We start from the raw sequence: 16,847 nt of genomic DNA, 5'->3' as shown, positions 1-16,847 counted from the left end.
GTACATCGACACAGCGCCGCACCCTGAGGAACCTCCACTCGGCCGGGTGATAATGCGCGGCCGATGCACATTCGTCACCTGCACCTTCACATAACGAGCCCGGGGGCCGTCGCACTCCCCGGTGCGGACCTCGTAAGGTCGTAGCCGTGCTGGAAGAGATGCGGATACGGTCGCTCGGAGTCATCGACGACGCGGTCGTCGAGCTGTCGCCCGGGTTCACTGCCGTCACCGGTGAGACGGGTGCGGGCAAGACCATGGTGGTCACCAGCCTCGGGCTGCTGCTGGGTGGGCGGGCGGACCCGGCGCTCGTGCGGATCGGGGCCGGGAAGGCGGTCGTGGAGGGGCGGATCGCCGTACCCCCGGGCGCTGCGGCCGTCCTGCGTGCCGAGGAGGCCGGGGCCGAGCTCGACGACGGGGCGCTGCTCATCAGCCGTACCGTTTCCGCCGAAGGACGGTCCCGGGCGCATGTCGGCGGGCGCAGTGTGCCGGTCGGGCTGCTCGCCGACCTCGCCGACGACCTCGTGGCCGTGCACGGGCAGACCGATCAGCAGGGGCTGCTGAAGCTGTCCCGGCAGCGGCAGGCGCTCGACCGGTATGCCGGGGACGCCGTCGCCGGGCCGCTCGCGAAGTACGGCGAGGCCTACCGGCGGCTGCGGGCCGTCACCGTCGAGCTGGAGGAGATCGTCACGCGCGCGCGTGAGCGGGTCCAGGAAGCCGACATGCTGCGCTTCGGGCTCGACGAGATCGCGGGTGTCGAGCCGCGCGCCGGGGAGGACGTCGAGCTGGCGGAGGAGGCGGAGCGGCTCGGGCACGCGGAGGCACTGTCGTCCGCCGCCACGGCCGCCCACGCGGCCCTGGCGGGCAACCCCGAGGACCCCGAGGGCATCGACGCCGCCACACTCGTCGCGGGAGCCCAGCGCGCGCTGGACGCCGTGCGGTCGCACGACCCCTCGCTGGCCGCGCTCACCGACCGGATCGGGGAGATCGGGATCCTGCTGGGCGATGTGGCAGGGGAGTTGGCGGGGTACGCCGACGATCTGGACGCGGATCCCCTGCGGCTGGCGGCGGTTGAGGAACGGCGGGCGGCGCTCGGGGCGCTGACGCGGAAGTACGGCGAGGACGTCGCCTCGGTGCTGGCGTGGGCCGAGCAGAGTGCCACGCGGCTGACGGAGCTGGACGGTGACGACGAGCGGATCGACGAGCTGACCGCCGAGCGGGACGCGCTCAGGACCGAACTGGGCGGGCTGGCACAGGCGTTGACGGATGCACGGGCGGAGGCTGCGGAGCGCTTCGCGGCCGCCGTGACCGCGGAGCTCGCCTCGCTGGCCATGCCCCACGCGCGCGTGTCGTTCGAGATCCGGCAGACCGAGGATGCGGAGGGCGTGGAGGTCGGCGGTCGTACGGTCGCCTACGGGCCGTCCGGCGCCGACGAGGTCGAACTGCTGCTAGCCCCGCACCCGGGGGCGCCGCCGCGGCCCATCGCCAAGGGTGCGTCCGGTGGTGAGCTGTCGCGCGTGATGCTCGCCGTGGAGGTCGTGTTCGCGGGGACGGATCCCGTGCCGACGTATCTCTTCGACGAGGTCGACGCCGGCGTCGGCGGCAAGGCGGCGGTCGAGATCGGGCGCCGGCTTGCCAAGCTCGCCAAGTCCGCGCAGGTCGTGGTCGTGACCCACCTTCCGCAGGTGGCCGCGTTCGCCGACCGGCAGCTGCTGGTCGAGAAGACGAACGACGGGTCCGTGACGCGGTCCGGCGTGAAGGTGCTGGAGGGCGAGGAGCGGGTGCGGGAGCTGTCCCGCATGCTGGCAGGCCAGGAGGACTCGGAGACGGCCCGGGCACACGCCGAGGAGCTGCTGGCCACGGCTCGGGCGGACGGCTAGTGCCCACGCGGGCAGCGTTTGCCCGTAAAGGAGCGGCGTCCGGCGCGTGCTCCGGGGGTCCCCGGCCGGAGGCGGGGGAGTGCCGGGTGCGGGCCCTCGTACTGGACGTACCTGGGCTTTCGGCCGGGTGCGGCGAGTGGGGGCACCTGCACCTCCCACGCCCTTGAGGCAGTGGGGGAGCCTGCCGGGCGTCGCGACGGGGCGAACGTCGCCTGGCGGGGCACTTGCGCGGGCGGTGCGCGTGGGGCGTCGACTCGTAGGGTGGCCGGATGGCCAACCGTGCTCGCAGAACCCGTTCGTTCGGACTTGCCGCCTCCCTCGCCCGTGCCGGGATCGCCGGCCTGCGGGCCGAGGCTCCTGGGGGCCGCGGGCGTTGGGAGCGGACGAACTACGCAGGACGGACCGTCGAGTTGTACGCCGGGCCCGCCGCCGCCGCGGCGGCCGCTGTCGGGGCCGGGCGGGTCCGGCCCGCCGCGGGGTTCGCGGTGCTCGTGGCCGGGGCCTGCGGGGCCTACGACGACGTCGCCGGGGCCGGTGACCCGCGCCGCGGGTTCCGGGACCATCTCCGTGCGCTTCGGGACGGCGAGGTGACCAGCGGGGCGGTCAAGCTGTTCGGGATCTCCGCCGCGGGGCTCGTCACCGGCGCGCTGCTCAAGGAGCGGGCCTTCGACAAGGTGCTGGCGGGCGTCGTGATCGCCGGAGCGGCCCACTTCGTGAACCTGGTGGACCTACGACCGGGCAGGGCGGCCGGGGCGGTGGTCGCGCTGGGGGCACCCGGGCTGCTGCTCCCGGGCGCCGGCGCTGAACTGGCGGCCGTCGCGATGGGCGCCGCCGCGGCCGTCCTGCCCGACGACCTCGGCGAACGCGCGATGCTCGGTGACACGGGCGCACACGCGCTCGGCGCGGCTCTGGGCGCCGCCGTCGTCGCGGGCAACGGGCGCGCAGGTCTCCTCGCCCACGCCGCCGCCCTCGTGGCCGCGGCCGTGTACGGCGACAAGGTGAGCGCGGCGGCGACGGCGTTGTGATCGGTCTCGTGTGAGGTGTCACGGGCCGCCTGCCGTGAAGGCATTCAGCACCCTCACCCCGCGCGTAAACGGCCTCTTCTCACTCGTGTGAGTGACCAACCCCACCGCGACGCCGCCCCCGTCCCGCCTCCACGGTGCCGGAACACCCGTGCGTGCTGGCATCCTTGGCGTAGTACGTGGAGGAAAGCGCGCGGTTCACCCCCTCCGCTCGATCCTTCTGTACTTTCTTCGTGACCGCCCGACGCCGAACCAGGAGCCCCGGCCACGTGAGCCCCGTGAGCAGCCACTCACCGCACGGCCAGTCCTCGCTGCGCACCGTGCAGGTGCTGGGCGGAGGCAACGCCGGCAGCAGCGCACATGTGCGTTCGCTGGCGTCAGGGCTCGTCGCGCGGGGCGTGCGGGTCACCGTGTGCGCCCCCGACGAGGCCGATCGCACCTACGACTTCACGGGGACCGGCGCCGAACACGTGCACGTGCCGCGCAGCAGCGATCCGGGATCCGTGGCCGCGCTGCGGGAGGCCTGCAGGGACGCCGACCTCGTGCACGCGCACGGGCTGCACGCCTCCTTCCGTGCCGTGCTCGCCCTCAGCGGGCGGCGGACCCCGCTCGTCGTCACCTGGCACAACCGCGCACAGGCCGAGGGCGCGCGGGCGCATCTGCTGCGGCTGCTGGAGCGGAGGGTGGTGAAGGCCGCCACGGTGGTCCTCGGCACCACCTCGGACCTCGTGGAGCAGGCCCGCAGGACCGGAGCACGGGACGCACGGCTCGCCGCCGTCGCGATGCCCGGACCGCGCCGGTCCGCCGATCAGGAGGACCCCGAGCGGATCGGCTCCAAGATCCGGGCCGAACTCGGCGCCACCGGACGCCCGTTGCTGATGGCCGTCGGCTCGCTCGACCGGCATCGCGGTTACGACACCCTGCTGGATGCCACGCGTACGTGGCGATGCCTGGACCCCGTGCCGCTCGTGGTGATCGCGGGGGAGGGACCGCTGCGCACCCCCCTGCAGCGCCGTATCGAGGACGAAGGGCTGCCGGTCCGGCTCATCGGACGGCGTGACGACATCGCCGACCTGCTCGCGGCAGCCGAACTCGCGCTGCTGCCCAGCAGTTGGGAATCGCGTTCCGTGCTCGCGCAGGAGGCCCTCCGCGCGCGCGTGCCGCTCGTCGCGACCCGCGTCGGTGGCATCCCCGAACTCGTCGGCGACGCCGCCGAACTCGTCCCGTACGGCGACGCGCAGGCCCTCGCCGACGCCGTCACCGGTCTCCTCGCGGATCCGGAGCGCCGCGAGCTGCTCAGGGAGAAGGGCACCCGGCAGGCCGCCGGCTGGCCGAGCGAGGACGAGACCGTGGCCCAAGTACTCAGCGTCTACGACGAGTTGACCCAGCACCGCCCGTTCGCCTAGGGGACGTGCCGGCGTGCTCGCAGAGCGAGGCTCAACGCCAGCACCGTCTGCGGGTCGTCGAGGTCCGTGCCGAGCAACTCGCCGATCCGGGCGAGCCGGTTGTAGAGGGTCTGCCGGTTGAGATGGAGCTCGCGGGCCGTCTCCGCCTTGCGGCCCGCGTGCGCCAAATACGTCTCCAGAGTGGGCAGAAGGGGCGGCCGGGAGCGGTTGTCGTGGTCGCGCAGGGGGCCGATCGCACGGTCCACGAAGGCCGCCAGGTCCGGTTGGTCACGCAGTCGCCACAGGAGCAGGTCGATGTCCAGGCGGCGGGCGTCGTACCACGCCCGGTCCGACAGGCCCTGCGCCGCCGTCGCCGTCTCCGCCGCGTGCCGCATTCCCGCCGACGCCGCTGCCCAGCCGCCCGCCACCCCGACGACCACCACCGGCGGCTGAGCCCCGGGCCGCTGCATCCCGGCACGCTCCACACCCGCCCGCAGCGCCGCAGCGACCCGGTCCGCGACCGCCGGCCGCTCCGACTCCGAGCGCAGGCCCAGCAGCACCGGGACACGGCCCTCGACGGGTCGTACGCCCAGCAGGACCGGAACCCCCACCGAGGCCAGCTCCTCCGCGACCGCGCGCGCCAGCACCGCCCAGCCCCCGCCCGGTGACACGGTGTCGCCCAGCCGCATCACGACCGGCAGCAGCGGACCGTTGCCGGGCTTGAAGCCCAGCACGCGCGCCTGCGCGGGCGCGTCCTCCGCGGCGATACGGCCTTCGGCGAGATCCGTGAGGAAGTCACCGCGGCCGCGCGCCGCCAGTTCCTCCTCCTGGCGCGCCTGCATCAGGACCACGGCCAGGATGGCGGCGGCCCGCTCGGCCGCGATCCGGTGCACCGGGGCCAGCGGGGCCCGGACGGGGAGGAGGACCAGGCGGGCCCGCACCGACCCCGATCCCGTTCCGCCCCCGGGAACGTCCACGAGGGCCGACCCCGATGGCGGCGGGGTGTCCTTGTGCTGGCCGCGCAGCCCCTCCCACACCTGGAGCGGGTCGGCCCCCTCGGGGCCGGCGCCGGCCGCGTACAGCAGCCGGCCGTCCGTGGTCTCCAGGAAGACCGGGTTGCCGCTGAAGTCCGCCAGGATGCCCAGCACCTGCGGCACCCCGCCGCCGCCGAGCAGGGCCTCGGTACACCGGCGGTGCACCTCCTCCGCCTGCTGCAGCAGCGCGTAGTGGCCGTTGACGATCTCGGTGTGGACCTCCTCGGTGACAGCCACGAAGGGCACCTCGCGGTGCAGCTGGACCAGCGGGAGCCCCGCCGAGCGGGCCGTGTCGACGAGCGCGGCGGGCAGGCGCGTGAAGCGTGGGCCGAGCTCCACGACGAGCGCCGCGATGCCCCGCTCGGCCAGGGTGCGGACGAACGCCCGCTGGTCGGCCGGCCGGGTCCCGAGGCCGTACCCCGTCGTCAGCAGCAGTTCGCCGCCCTTCAGCAGCGACGCGATGTTCGGCACCTCGCCCGCGTGCACCCAGCGCACGGTGCGCTGCAGCCGGTCGGCGCCCGCGAGGACCTCCGGCAGCCCGCTGCGCAGGCCGGGCAGCTCCAGCGCCCGCTGAACGGTGATCCCCGCGCCCTGGGTGCCGAATCTGCTGTCCATACCGCTGTCCATGAGCCGGACGCTACCCGTGCCCGCGCCCGTGGGACATCTCCGGGCGGGGTTGGGGCTCAGCCGGCCGGGTAGCGGCCCGGGCATGGACTTCAGCGTGGTCGCCGCGGGACGGGAGGACGACGGCGCGGTGGACGAGCCGTTGCGGGTGGCGGCGGTCGCCGACCTGCTCGGATACCGCGAGGTGTGGGTCGGGGAGGGTCCGACCTGGGACTCCTTCGTGCCGGCCGCCGCGATCGGCCGGGTCACCGAACGGGCGGTACCGCGACCGGCAGGTCCAGCTCACGGGCGAAGGGCACCGACCGCACGACGTCGGCCTCGTCCACGCACTGCGCGATCACGGCCGGACGCCGGTCGATCGTCGCGTTGAACACGGTCCGGGCCTCGTCGTAGCCCGGATCCCCCGGGGCGAACACGTCGCCGACCAGATCCTCGCGCAGCGCGGCTACGGCCGCGCCCGCCTTCGATGGGGAGGCCATGCGGCGCCCCTTCCGTGCAGGGGCTGTTGGCTCCAGCGTAGGCGGGCCCGGTCCGGCGGTCCTGTTCAGCCGCCGTCGGTCACCGATCCGTAAGGTTCAGCCGCCGTACGCCCCCGACGCCGTCAGGCGCAGCGCCGTGTCGATCAGCGGGACGTGGCTGAAGGCCTGCGGGAAGTTGCCGACCTGGCGCTGGTGCTTGGGGTCCCACTCCTCGGCGAGCAGGCCCAGGTCGTTGCGGAGCGCGAGCAGCTTCTCGAACAGCTTGCGGGCCTCGTCGACGCGGCCGATCATCGCCAGGTCGTCCGCCATCCAGAACGAGCAGGCGAGGAAGGCACCTTCGTCGCCGGGAAGCCCGTCGACGCCCTCGCTCTCGCCCTCGGTCGGGTAGCGCAGGATGAAGCCGTCCGGCGTCGACAGCTCGCGCTGGATCGCCTCGATGGTGCCGATCACCCGCTTGTCGTCCGGGGGGAGGAAGCCCATCTGCGGGATCAGCAGCAGCGACGCGTCCAGCTCCTTCGAGCCGTACGACTGCGTGAAGGTGTTGCGCTCCTTGTCGTACCCCTTCTCGCACACGTCCCGGTGGATGTCGTCGCGCAGCTCGCGCCACCGCTCCAGCGGGCCATCGGCGTCGCCGGACTCGATGAGCTTGATCGTGCGGTCCACGGCGACCCACGCCATGACCTTGGAGTGCACGAAGTGCCGGCGCGGGCCGCGCACCTCCCAGATGCCCTCGTCCGGCTCGTCCCAGTGCCGCTCCAGGTAGCGGATGAGCTTGAGCTGGAGCAGGGAGGCGTAGTCGTTACGGGCCAGGCCCGTCATGTGGCCGAGGTGCAGGGCCTCGGTGACCTCGCCGTACACGTCCAGCTGGAGCTGGTGTGCCGCGCCGTTGCCGACGCGCACCGGGGCCGAGCTCTCGTACCCGGGCAGCCAGTCCAGCTCCGCCTCGCCGAGCTCGCGCTCGCCTGCGATGCCGTACATGATCTGCAGGTTCTCGGGGTCGCCGGCCACCGCCCGCAGGAGCCACTCGCGCCAGGCGCGGGCCTCCTCGCGGTAGCCGGTGCGCAGCAGCGAGGAGAGGGTGATGGCCGCGTCGCGCAGCCAGGTGTAGCGGTAGTCCCAGTTGCGGACGCCGCCGATGTCCTCGGGGAGGGAGGTGGTGGGGGCGGCGACGATGCCGCCGGTCGGGCCGTAGGTGAGCGCCTTGAGCGTGATCAGCGAGCGGATCACGGCCTCACGGTAGGGACCGTGGTACGTGCAGTGCTCCACCCACTCGCGCCAGAACTCCTCCGTCGCCTGCAGCGACTGCTCCGGCTCCGGCAGCGCGGGCGGTTCCTTGTGCGAGGGCTCCCACGAGATGGTGAACGCGATCCGGTCACCCGGCGCGACCGTGAAGTCCGCGTACGTCGTGAGCGACTTGCCGTAGGTCTCGGCCTCCGTGTCGAACCACACCGAGTCCGGACCGGCGACGGCGACCGTACGACCCTCGTGCTTGTGCACCCACGGCACCACACGGCCGTACGAGAAACGCATCCGCAGGGCCGAGCGCATCGGCACGCGGCCCGAGACGCCCTCGACGATGCGGATCAGCTGGGGGGCGCCGTCACGCGGGGGCATGAAATCGGTCACCCTGACCGTGCCGCGCGGGGTGTCCCACTCGGATTCCAGGATCAGGGAGTCGCCGCGATAGCTGCGCCGGGCCGCGGTGGGCGGCTGCGCGTCGGACGCGTGGGCGGGGCCGAGCCGCCAGAAGCCGTGTTCCTCGGTGCCCAGCAGGCCGGCGAAGATGGCGTGCGAGTCGAAGCGGGGCAGGCACAGCCAGTCCACCGTGCCGTCCCGGCAGACCAAGGCAGCGGTCTGCATGTCTCCGATGAGTGCGTAGTCTTCGATGCGCCCGGCCACGTGCAACTCCAGTCGAACGGCCACGTCACCCCCAAAGGGGGCTGTCGCTGATGCGGTCAAGGGGTCGTTGTAATGCGTCGTTGAGCGGTGAAGCAAAGCAGGCGTCAAGCCGTGTGGCAAAACGACAATCTCTGCTCAACGAACTGACGAGCTCTCGTTTTCCGGTGCGTACGGGCGGGGGTGGTGCCGTGTTGCAGGCCGGGCTCGGCAGCGAGTGTCCGAGCAGGATACGACGCACGTAGATGATCTGCGTGCCGCTCCGGGCAACCCGAATAGGCCGAACGGGTGAGCAACGGGTGAGAAACATGTGCGCCTGTGCACGTCCGTGGTGACTCGTGTACGGAGCGTGCCCGGAAGCCATGCCGTCCGGGCGCTGATACCCTGGTAGCCCGTGGACCGGTGGGCACGAAACCCCCGAACCGCAGCGACGGCAGCACCGGAAATCTCCGGTCGGCAGCCGCACAGCACCCCAGACCGCGACCACGGGAGCCCCCCTTTGGCCATGCCGCCCGCTGCTTTCCGAAACAGCACAGCCACGACGACCAAGCACATCTTCGTCACCGGGGGTGTCGCCTCCTCGCTCGGCAAGGGCCTCACCGCCTCCAGCCTCGGCATGCTGCTCAAGGCGCGGGGACTGCGCGTCGTGATGCAGAAACTCGACCCGTACCTGAACGTCGACCCGGGCACGATGAACCCCTTCCAGCACGGTGAGGTCTTCGTCACCAACGACGGCGCCGAGACCGACCTGGACATCGGACACTACGAGCGCTTCCTCGACCGCGACTTGGACGGCTCCGCCAATGTCACCACGGGCCAGGTCTACTCGACGGTGATCGCCAAGGAGCGGCGCGGCGAGTACCTCGGCGACACCGTGCAGGTCATCCCGCACATCACCAACGAGATCAAGCACCGCATCCGCCGCATGGCGACCGACGAGGTCGACGTCGTCATCACGGAGGTCGGCGGCACGGTCGGCGACATCGAGTCGCTTCCCTTCCTGGAGACGGTCCGCCAGGTCCGTCACGAGGTCGGCCGTGACAACGTCTTCGTCGTCCACATCTCGCTCCTGCCGTACATCGGCCCGTCGGGAGAGCTGAAGACGAAGCCGACCCAGCACTCGGTTGCGGCCCTTCGGAACATCGGTATCCAGCCGGACGCCATCGTGCTGCGCTGCGACCGCGAGGTCCCGACCGCGATCAAGCGCAAGATCTCGCTGATGTGCGACGTCGACGAGGCCGCCGTGGTCGCCTGCCCCGACGCCCGTTCGATCTACGACATCCCGAAGACCGTGCACGGCGAGGGCCTGGACGCCTACGTCGTCCGCAAGCTGGACCTGCCCTTCCGCGATGTGGACTGGCGGACCTGGGACGACCTGCTCGACCGCGTCCACAACCCCGACCACGAGATCACCCTCGCCCTGGTCGGCAAGTACATCGACCTGCCCGACGCCTACCTCTCGGTCACCGAGGCGCTGCGCGCCGGCGGCTTCGCCAACAAGGCCCGCGTGAAGATCAAGTGGGTCACGTCCGACGACTGCAAGACCCCGGCCGGTGCCGCGGCGCAGCTCGGCGACGTCGACGGCATCTGCATCCCCGGCGGCTTCGGCGACCGCGGTGTGCTCGGCAAGGTCGGTGCGATCAAGTACGCCCGCGAGAACAAGATCCCGCTGCTCGGCCTCTGTCTCGGCCTGCAGTGCATCGTGATCGAGGCCGCGCGCAACCTGGCCGACATCCCGGACGCCAACTCCACCGAGTTCGACTCGGCCACCGGCCACCCGGTCATCTCGACCATGGCCGAGCAGCTCGACATCGTCGCCGGCGAGGGCGACATGGGCGGCACGATGCGGCTGGGCATGTACCCGGCCAAGCTGGCCGAGGGCTCGATCGTGCGCGAGGTGTACGACGGCAAGGAGTACGTCGAGGAGCGCCACCGTCATCGCTACGAGGTGAACAACGCCTACCGCGGGGAACTGGAGAAGAAGGCCGGCATCCTGTTCTCCGGCACGTCGCCCGACGGCAAGCTCGTGGAGTACGTGGAGTACCCGCGCGAGGCGCACCCCTACCTGGTGGCGACCCAGGCGCACCCCGAGCTGCGCTCGCGTCCGACCCGGCCGCACCCGTTGTTCGCGGGCCTGGTGAAGGCCTCGGTCGAGCGGAAGAATTCCAACTGACACGAGAGTTGTACGGTGACCGGGGTGCCCGCATTCAAAAGGCGGGCACCCCGGCTTCATGTGGTGTGCCGTCTCAATGCGTGCGGAAGGACTGGGCATGACGATCAAGGACTCTCCCGAGGAGTGGGAGATCCGGGCGACGGAGATCCCCTTCGTCGGCAACAAGACCTCCGTGCGCACGGACGACGTGGTCATGCCCGACGGGCATGTGGCCCGCCGCGACTACCAGGTCCACCCCGGTTCGGTCGCCGTCCTCGCCCTCGACGGCACCGGGCGGGTCCTGGTCCTCCGCCAGTACCGCCACCCCGTGCGCCACAAGCTGTGGGAGATTCCGGCCGGCCTGCTCGACGTGCCCGGCGAGAACCCGCTGCACGCCGCCCAGCGGGAGCTGTACGAGGAGGCGCACGTCAAGGCCGAGGACTGGCGGGTGCTGACCGACGTCTACACCACCCCCGGCGGCTGCGACGAGGCCGTGCGCATCTTCCTGGCCCGCGACCTGTCCGAAGCCGAAGGCGAGCGCTTCGAGGTCGAGCACGAGGAGGCCGACATGGAACTCGCGCGCGTGCCCTTGGACGTGCTCGTACGAGGCGTGCTCGCGGGCGAGCTGCACAACAACTGCCTTGTCGTCGGCGTCCTTTCGCTGATCGCCGCGCAGAACGGGGACGGGCTCGACGCCCTGCGCCCGGCCGAGGCCCCGTGGCCGGCGCGTCCCTTCGAGTCCTGAACGCATCCGCACCCGTACCAGTGTGACCATCGGCTGATCCGATCGAGGGACGTGTCCGCCGCGCTCCGCCCGGTAGGTAGCAGAGCGTGAACTAGGCTCTGAGCACGCCCGAACCGGAGTCCCGGCGGGCTTGCGCGTGCGGTGGGACGGGAGCGTGGCCCGTGACGGATCAGGCGGTGGACAAAGACGGCACAGGGCGGTCGAGGCACGCTGCTGACAAGAGCCCGTTCCTGGGCCGTACAAGGGAGTTGAAGGAGCTGCGCGCCGACATCGAGCGCGCGGGCCTTGACACCCTCTCCGGCCGCAAGCCCCCCCGCGCGCGCGTGCTGCTGATCGCCGGCAGACCCGGATCCGGTCGCACCGCACTCGCCGAGGAACTGGTCCGGCAGGTTGCAGACCGTTACGACGACGGGGTGCTCCAGGCCCGTCTGAGTGAACACGACGGCACGCCCGTCCCCGTCGAGCGCACCGCCCGCGAACTGCTCGCCGCCCTGCAGCTGCCCACTCCCGCCGGAGCCGCCGACGACGACCTGGCCGAGGCGCTGCGCGCCGCCCTCGCCGACCGCCGGGCCCTGGTCCTGCTCGACGACGCGGCGCACGCCGAGCAGGTCGACGCCCTGTTGCCGGACACGCCGGACTGCCTGGTCGTGGCCGTCTCCGACGGTCCCCTCACCGGTATCTCCGACGTCCGCCCCTGCACCCTGGGCGGCCTCGACACCAAGTCCGGCCTGGAGCTGCTCACCCGGCGCATCGGCTCGGTCCGCATCACCGTCGACCCCCGCGCCGCCGAGGGTCTGGTCGAGGAGTGCCAGGGCCAGCCCGCCGCGCTGGTGCTGGCCGGGGGCTGGCTCGCCGCCCGCCCCAAGGTGGCGGTCGCCGACCTCGCCAAGCAGCTGCACACGGAGGGTGACGAGGGCACGCCCCTCAGCCGGCTCTTCGGGCTCGTCCACAGCTCACTGCCCGCGCCGACCGCCCGGACCCTGCGACTGCTCTCCCTCGCCCCTGCGGGCCTCGTCGACCCGCACACGGCGTCCGCACTCGCCGGCTGCTCGGTGAACGACGCCCGCACCGCGCTGGACGGCTTCGTCGGCCTCGGCCTGCTGCGGGCGACGGACTCGCCGCAGCCGCAGTACGAGGTGCCGAGCTGTCTGCAACCCCTGCTGGCAGCGCTCGCCGCGACCCAGGACCGCCCCGGCGAGCTGCAGCTGGCCCGTGCCCGCATGCTGGAGCGGACAGTCCGGTTGCTGCAGTCGTGCCGCACGATCACCGAGACGGACGACCCCGAGGCGCGCGAGAAGCTCCAGGACATGCCGCGCTCCCTGCGCTTCCCCACCCCGCGCGCGGCCGAGGAATGGCTGAGCGTCCGCAGGCCCGCCCTGCTGGCCGCGGCCCGGCTCGCCGTCGCCGACGGGGAACTGGACACGCTCGCCCGCCGCCTGATGTCCCAGCTGGTCAAGGCCATGGTCGCGCACTTCGGCACCCAGGCCGCCGCGCCCGACCTGTACGGCATCCACCGGCTCGTCCTGGACGTGGCGGAGCGGCGGAAACTGCCCCGCGAGAAGGCCGCCGCCCTGCTGAACCTGGGCGACCTGGACGCCCAGACCGGCCGTACCCGGGAGGCGCTGGCGCGGTATCGGGCCGCGCTGGACGCCGGACGGCAGGCGAATGACCCGTATGCGACCGGTCGCGCGATGGAATCCGTAGGCGGTGCGCATCTGGAGGTCGGGGACTACGACCGGGCCGCCGACTGGTTCGGCCGCGCCCTCGCCGAGCGTCTGGCCCGGGACGAGCGCGTGGGCGCCGCCCGCCTCTACGGCCGGATCGCCGTGGCCCACACCTACGCGGGCCGCTACGGGGAGGCGCTGCGCTGCTGGCGCGCGGCGGTCGCCGGATACCGCAAGAGCGGCGATGTAGCCGCCCACGCGCGGGCGTTGAGCGAGCTCGCGCGCGTCCAGGAGTACGCGGGACGGCACGAGGAGTCGCTGCGCACCTGCCACGAGGCGGTGGAGCTGGCGCGCCGCGCCGAGGACGTACGGCTGCAGGCGGCGCTGCAGCTGCGGCTCGCCGACACGCTGGAGCGCCTGGGCGATCCCGCCTCGGCCCAGCTGCACCGGGGCACCGCCGAGCGGCTGCTGGGGGAGGTGCGCGAGGAGGGAGAACAGGAGCTGGAACCCCTTGATCCACAGCAACAGGACATTAACGCCTACGAAATCCGTAGTGCTTCCGACAGAGATTGATGCAATGAAAGGCTAGACAGAGAGAACACCTTCATTAGACTGGCTCTGCCGCACCTTCTCCTGCGGTGTCTCCCGGTGTGCTCGTGCATGCCTGGGTATGTGTTGTATTGCCCTACACCCACTGAGCCAAGGACCGTGATCCACGTGAAGGTCGGCATCCCCCGCGAGGTCAAGAACAACGAGTTCCGGGTGGCCATCACCCCCGCCGGTGTGCACGAGCTGGTGCGCCACGGCCACCAGGTCGTCATCGAACGGGGCGCCGGCATCGGCTCCTCGATCCCGGACGAGGAGTACGTCGCCGCCGGCGCCGGGATCCTGGACACCGCCGACGAGGTGTGGGCCACCGCCGACCTGCTGCTGAAGGTCAAGGAGCCCATCGCCGAGGAGTACCACCGCCTCCGCAAGGACCAGACGCTCTTCACGTACCTGCACCTGGCCGCCTCCAAGGAGTGCACCGACGCGCTCATCGAGTCCGGCACCACGGCGATCGCCTACGAGACCGTCGAGCTCCCCAGCCGCGCGCTGCCGCTGCTCGCCCCGATGTCCGAGGTCGCGGGCCGGCTGGCCCCGCAGGTCGGCGCCTACCACCTGATGCGCTCGGCCGGCGGCCGCGGTGTGCTCCCCGGCGGTGTCCCCGGCACCCAGCCCGCGAAGGCCGTCGTCATCGGCGGCGGGGTCTCCGGCTGGAACGCGACGCAGATCGCCGTCGGCATGGGCTTCCACGTCACGCTGCTCGACCGCGACATCAACAAGCTCCGCGAGGCGGACAAGGTCTTCGGCACCAAGGTCCGGGCGATCATGTCCAACGCCTTCGAGCTGGAGAAGGCCGTCCTGGACGCCGACCTCGTCATCGGCGCCGTCCTCATCCCGGGCGCGAAGGCGCCGAAGCTGGTCACCAACGAGCTGGTCTCCCGGATGAAGCCGGGGAGTGTCCTTGTCGACATCGCGATCGATCAGGGCGGCTGCTTCGAGGACTCCCGTCCGACCACGCACGCCGAGCCGACCTTCACGATCCACAACTCGGTCTTCTACTGCGTCGCCAACATGCCCGGCGCGGTGCCCAACACCTCCACCTACGCGCTGACCAACGCCACGCTGCCCTACATCGTCGAACTCGCCGACCGCGGCTGGGTGGAGGCGCTGCGCCGTGATCCCGCGCTCGCCAAGGGCCTCAACACCCATGAGGGCAAGGTCGTTTACCGCGAGGTCGCCGAGGCGCACGGCCTTGAGCACGTGGAGCTCGAAACCCTCCTCGGCTGAACCCCGGTCGAGCGGCTCGTCGTCGAGCCGCTAAGTCACCATTCGGTAAAAGGCGATACGTCAACACAGGTCGTCAACAGCGCGCACCAGGCCGGACCTTGCCCGACAAGGTCCGGCCGGATGTGTGTATGGTCACTTTGCGGCTCTCGGCCAACTCGCCTCGAACGTAACCCTTTGGTCGATTCGCACACCGGTGATACCTGCCGTGCGACGGCCGTACGCCCTTGACAGAGGGATGTTTCATTGCCGACACATCCTGCCGGGTCCGGCGGATTGTGTTGCTGCGGATGCCCGACACGCCATAGAGTCGCCAACCGTCGGCTTGGTGTCACGCCGACCTGTCTAGAAGTTTCCTGGTCACCAAGGAGGTAAGACGACTTGTGAATGAGTCGACATTTTCTCCCGGGGGTGGTCAACCAGGAACGCCTGTACGGGACCAGGGTCCCGCGGGGTTCGAGGCTGTCGGCTCCGTTGCTGTGCGTACCTTCGCAGCCCGACAGAGCCCGGGTCCGCAGGTGATCCGGACAGCACACAAGAGCATGGATGGCCATCACGTGAACGCCATGGCCGGCGACGGAAGTGGCGCGCCCCACAACCACCTCGCCGTCTACGACGAACTGCCCGAAGGGCACTTCTACGACCCCGACGCGGAGTACGAGCCGGATCCCGAGTACGCGGCCACGCTCGCGCCCGACGCCGCCCGGCAGCGCCGTGAGCGAGTCGGCCCGACCGGGCGCCCGCTGCCGTACTTCCCGATCCCGGGCCCGCTGACCGACCACGGTCCCGCGAAGATCATCGCGATGTGCAACCAGAAGGGCGGCGTGGGCAAGACGACGTCGACCATCAACCTGGGTGCCGCGCTCGCGGAGTACGGCCGACGCGTACTCCTCGTTGACTTCGACCCGCAGGGCGCGCTGTCGGTGGGCCTCGGCGTCAATCCGATGGAGCTCGACCTCACCGTCTACAACCTGCTCATGGAGCGGGGCATGGCGGCCGACGAGGTACTCCTGAAGACGGCGGTCCCGAACATGGACCTGCTGCCCAGCAACATCGACCTGTCCGCCGCCGAGGTGCAGCTGGTGAGCGAGGTCGCGCGCGAGTCCACGCTCCAGCGCGCCCTGAAGCCGCTCATGGCCGACTACGACTACATCGTGATCGACTGCCAGCCCTCGCTCGGCCTGCTCACCGTCAACGCGCTGACGGCCGCGCACAAGGTGATAGTGCCTCTCGAGTGCGAGTTCTTCGCGCTGCGTGGTGTCGCCCTGCTGACGGAGACCATCGAGAAGGTCCAGGAGCGGCTCAACCCCGAGCTGGAACTGGACGGCATCCTCGCCACGATGTACGACTCGCGCACCGTGCACAGCCGTGAGGTGCTCGCGCGTGTCGTCGAGGCGTTCGACGACCACGTCTACCACACGGTCATCGGGCGCACGGTCCGCTTCCCGGAGACCACGGTCGCCGGTGAGCCGATCACCACGTACGCCTCCAACTCCGTCGGCGCCGCCGCCTACCGTCAGCTCGCCAGGGAGGTGCTCGCCCGGTGTCACGCCGAGTGAGTCTGCCGGGGGCCGACGAACTCTTCCGTACGACAGGGGGAACGGCGCTCCAGCCGTCCACTCCGCGGCGGGGGGCCAACGGCGAAGCCCGTGTGCCCGCCCCCGCGGGGGAGAGCGACGGGGCCGCGGCCCCGTCGTCCGAGGACGCCCCGCAGTCGGTGCCCGTGCAGGGCGGCGACGGCGAGGGGGCGGAGCATGCGGCCGCGGAGTCGGCCGACGGCGGAGAGTCCCGCAGCCGGGCCGCGACCGGGGAGAGCTCCGGGCGACGTCAGGGGGTGCAGGAAGGTTCTGCCGCGGCCTCCGGCAACGGCCAGCCCCGCAAGCGCGGACGGAGCCCCTCGCGTCGCCCCAGCGGGCGCGAGCGGCACGACGAGAAGATCACCGTGTATGTGTCCGCCGAGGAGCTCATGGACCTGGAGCACGCGCGCCTGGTGCTCCGGGGCGAGCACGGGCTGGCGATCGACCGCGGGCGGATCGTCCGTGAGGCGGTCGCCGTGGTGCTGGCCGATCTGGAGTCCCGCGGGGACGCGAGCATCCTCGTACGCCGACTGCGCGGGCGGTAGCGGTAGCCTGCGGAGGC

Annotated in this window: 11 protein-coding genes and 1 pseudogene; 9 read left to right on the top strand and 3 right to left on the bottom strand. The window is 71.7% G+C overall.

Annotated elements, in window-relative coordinates; all coding sequences use genetic code 11:
* Positions 1–158: 158 nt before the first annotated feature.
* The 3 genes from recN (at position 159) to OOK07_RS08960 (ending at position 4,305) form a co-directional block, all read left to right on the top strand.
* The gene (gene recN / locus OOK07_RS08970) at positions 159–1,877 is read left to right on the top strand and encodes a DNA repair protein RecN (RefSeq protein ID WP_266683411.1); all 1,719 of its coding nucleotides are present in this window, start codon (positions 159–161) and stop codon (positions 1,875–1,877) included.
* A 269-nt stretch (positions 1,878–2,146) separates the two neighbouring features.
* A complete protein-coding gene (locus tag OOK07_RS08965) occupies positions 2,147–2,902 on the top strand; it encodes a hypothetical protein (RefSeq protein ID WP_266795848.1) in 756 nt (251 codons plus the stop codon).
* Between the two features lie 266 nt (positions 2,903–3,168).
* Entirely contained in the window at positions 3,169–4,305 is a 1,137-nt protein-coding gene (locus tag OOK07_RS08960) for a glycosyltransferase family 4 protein (protein ID WP_266795846.1), read from the top strand.
* Here OOK07_RS08960 and OOK07_RS08955 read toward each other — a convergent pair.
* The 3 genes and pseudogenes from OOK07_RS08955 to OOK07_RS08945 form a co-directional block, all read right to left on the bottom strand.
* Complete coding sequence (locus OOK07_RS08955; RefSeq protein ID WP_266801915.1) at positions 4,302–5,945, bottom strand: PucR family transcriptional regulator; 1,644 nt, start codon at positions 5,943–5,945, stop codon at positions 4,302–4,304. The two genes, OOK07_RS08960 and OOK07_RS08955, sit on opposite strands and share 4 nt — an antisense overlap.
* A 257-nt stretch (positions 5,946–6,202) precedes the next feature.
* Positions 6,203–6,421: pseudogene (locus OOK07_RS08950) on the bottom strand (FAD-binding protein); the annotation flags it as partial.
* A 96-nt stretch (positions 6,422–6,517) separates the two neighbouring features.
* Positions 6,518–8,320, bottom strand: a complete 1,803-nt coding sequence (locus tag OOK07_RS08945; RefSeq protein ID WP_266683407.1) for a glycoside hydrolase family 15 protein — start codon at positions 8,318–8,320, stop codon at positions 6,518–6,520.
* A 502-nt stretch (positions 8,321–8,822) separates the two neighbouring features.
* On the opposite strand from OOK07_RS08945, the gene pyrG reads away from it, so the two are divergent.
* The 6 genes from pyrG (at position 8,823) to OOK07_RS08915 (ending at position 16,830) form a co-directional block, all read left to right on the top strand.
* Positions 8,823–10,490, top strand: a complete 1,668-nt coding sequence (pyrG, locus tag OOK07_RS08940) for a CTP synthase (protein WP_266678559.1) — start codon at positions 8,823–8,825, stop codon at positions 10,488–10,490.
* Between the two features lie 97 nt (positions 10,491–10,587).
* The gene (locus tag OOK07_RS08935) at positions 10,588–11,214 is read left to right on the top strand and encodes an NUDIX domain-containing protein (protein WP_266795844.1); all 627 of its coding nucleotides are present in this window, start codon (positions 10,588–10,590) and stop codon (positions 11,212–11,214) included.
* 161 nt (positions 11,215–11,375) lie between these two features.
* Positions 11,376–13,451, top strand: a complete 2,076-nt coding sequence (locus tag OOK07_RS08930) for a tetratricopeptide repeat protein (RefSeq protein ID WP_266795843.1) — start codon at positions 11,376–11,378, stop codon at positions 13,449–13,451.
* 144 nt (positions 13,452–13,595) lie between these two features.
* Entirely contained in the window at positions 13,596–14,711 is a 1,116-nt protein-coding gene (ald, locus tag OOK07_RS08925) for an alanine dehydrogenase (protein ID WP_266678553.1), read from the top strand.
* Between the two features lie 380 nt (positions 14,712–15,091).
* On the top strand, positions 15,092–16,267 hold the full coding sequence (locus OOK07_RS08920) for a ParA family protein (RefSeq protein WP_266795841.1): 1,176 nt from the start codon (positions 15,092–15,094) through the stop codon (positions 16,265–16,267).
* The gene (locus tag OOK07_RS08915) at positions 16,252–16,830 is read left to right on the top strand and encodes a hypothetical protein (protein WP_266678549.1); all 579 of its coding nucleotides are present in this window, start codon (positions 16,252–16,254) and stop codon (positions 16,828–16,830) included. Before OOK07_RS08920 ends, OOK07_RS08915 begins: the two co-directional genes overlap by 16 nt.
* Positions 16,831–16,847 lie beyond the last annotated feature (17 nt).

This window comes from Streptomyces sp. NBC_00078 (assembly GCF_026343335.1).
Classification (GTDB): domain Bacteria; phylum Actinomycetota; class Actinomycetes; order Streptomycetales; family Streptomycetaceae; genus Streptomyces.
The sequence above is the reverse complement of the archived record's forward strand: the minus strand, read 5'-3'. Positions and strand labels throughout refer to the sequence as shown.

Bases quoted from the DNA above. Each gene is read 5' to 3' on its own strand.
- OOK07_RS08935 (WP_266795844.1), top strand. From the start codon at position 10,588: ATGACGATCAAGGACTCTCCCGAGGAGTGGGAGATCCGGGCGACGGAG.
- pyrG (WP_266678559.1), top strand. From the start codon at position 8,823: ATGCCGCCCGCTGCTTTCCGAAACAGCACAGCCACGACGACCAAGCAC.
- OOK07_RS08965 (WP_266795848.1), top strand. From the start codon at position 2,147: ATGGCCAACCGTGCTCGCAGAACCCGTTCGTTCGGACTTGCCGCCTCC.
- OOK07_RS08955 (WP_266801915.1), bottom strand. From the start codon at position 5,945: ATGGACAGCGGTATGGACAGCAGATTCGGCACCCAGGGCGCGGGGATC.
- recN (WP_266683411.1), top strand. From the start codon at position 159: ATGCGGATACGGTCGCTCGGAGTCATCGACGACGCGGTCGTCGAGCTG.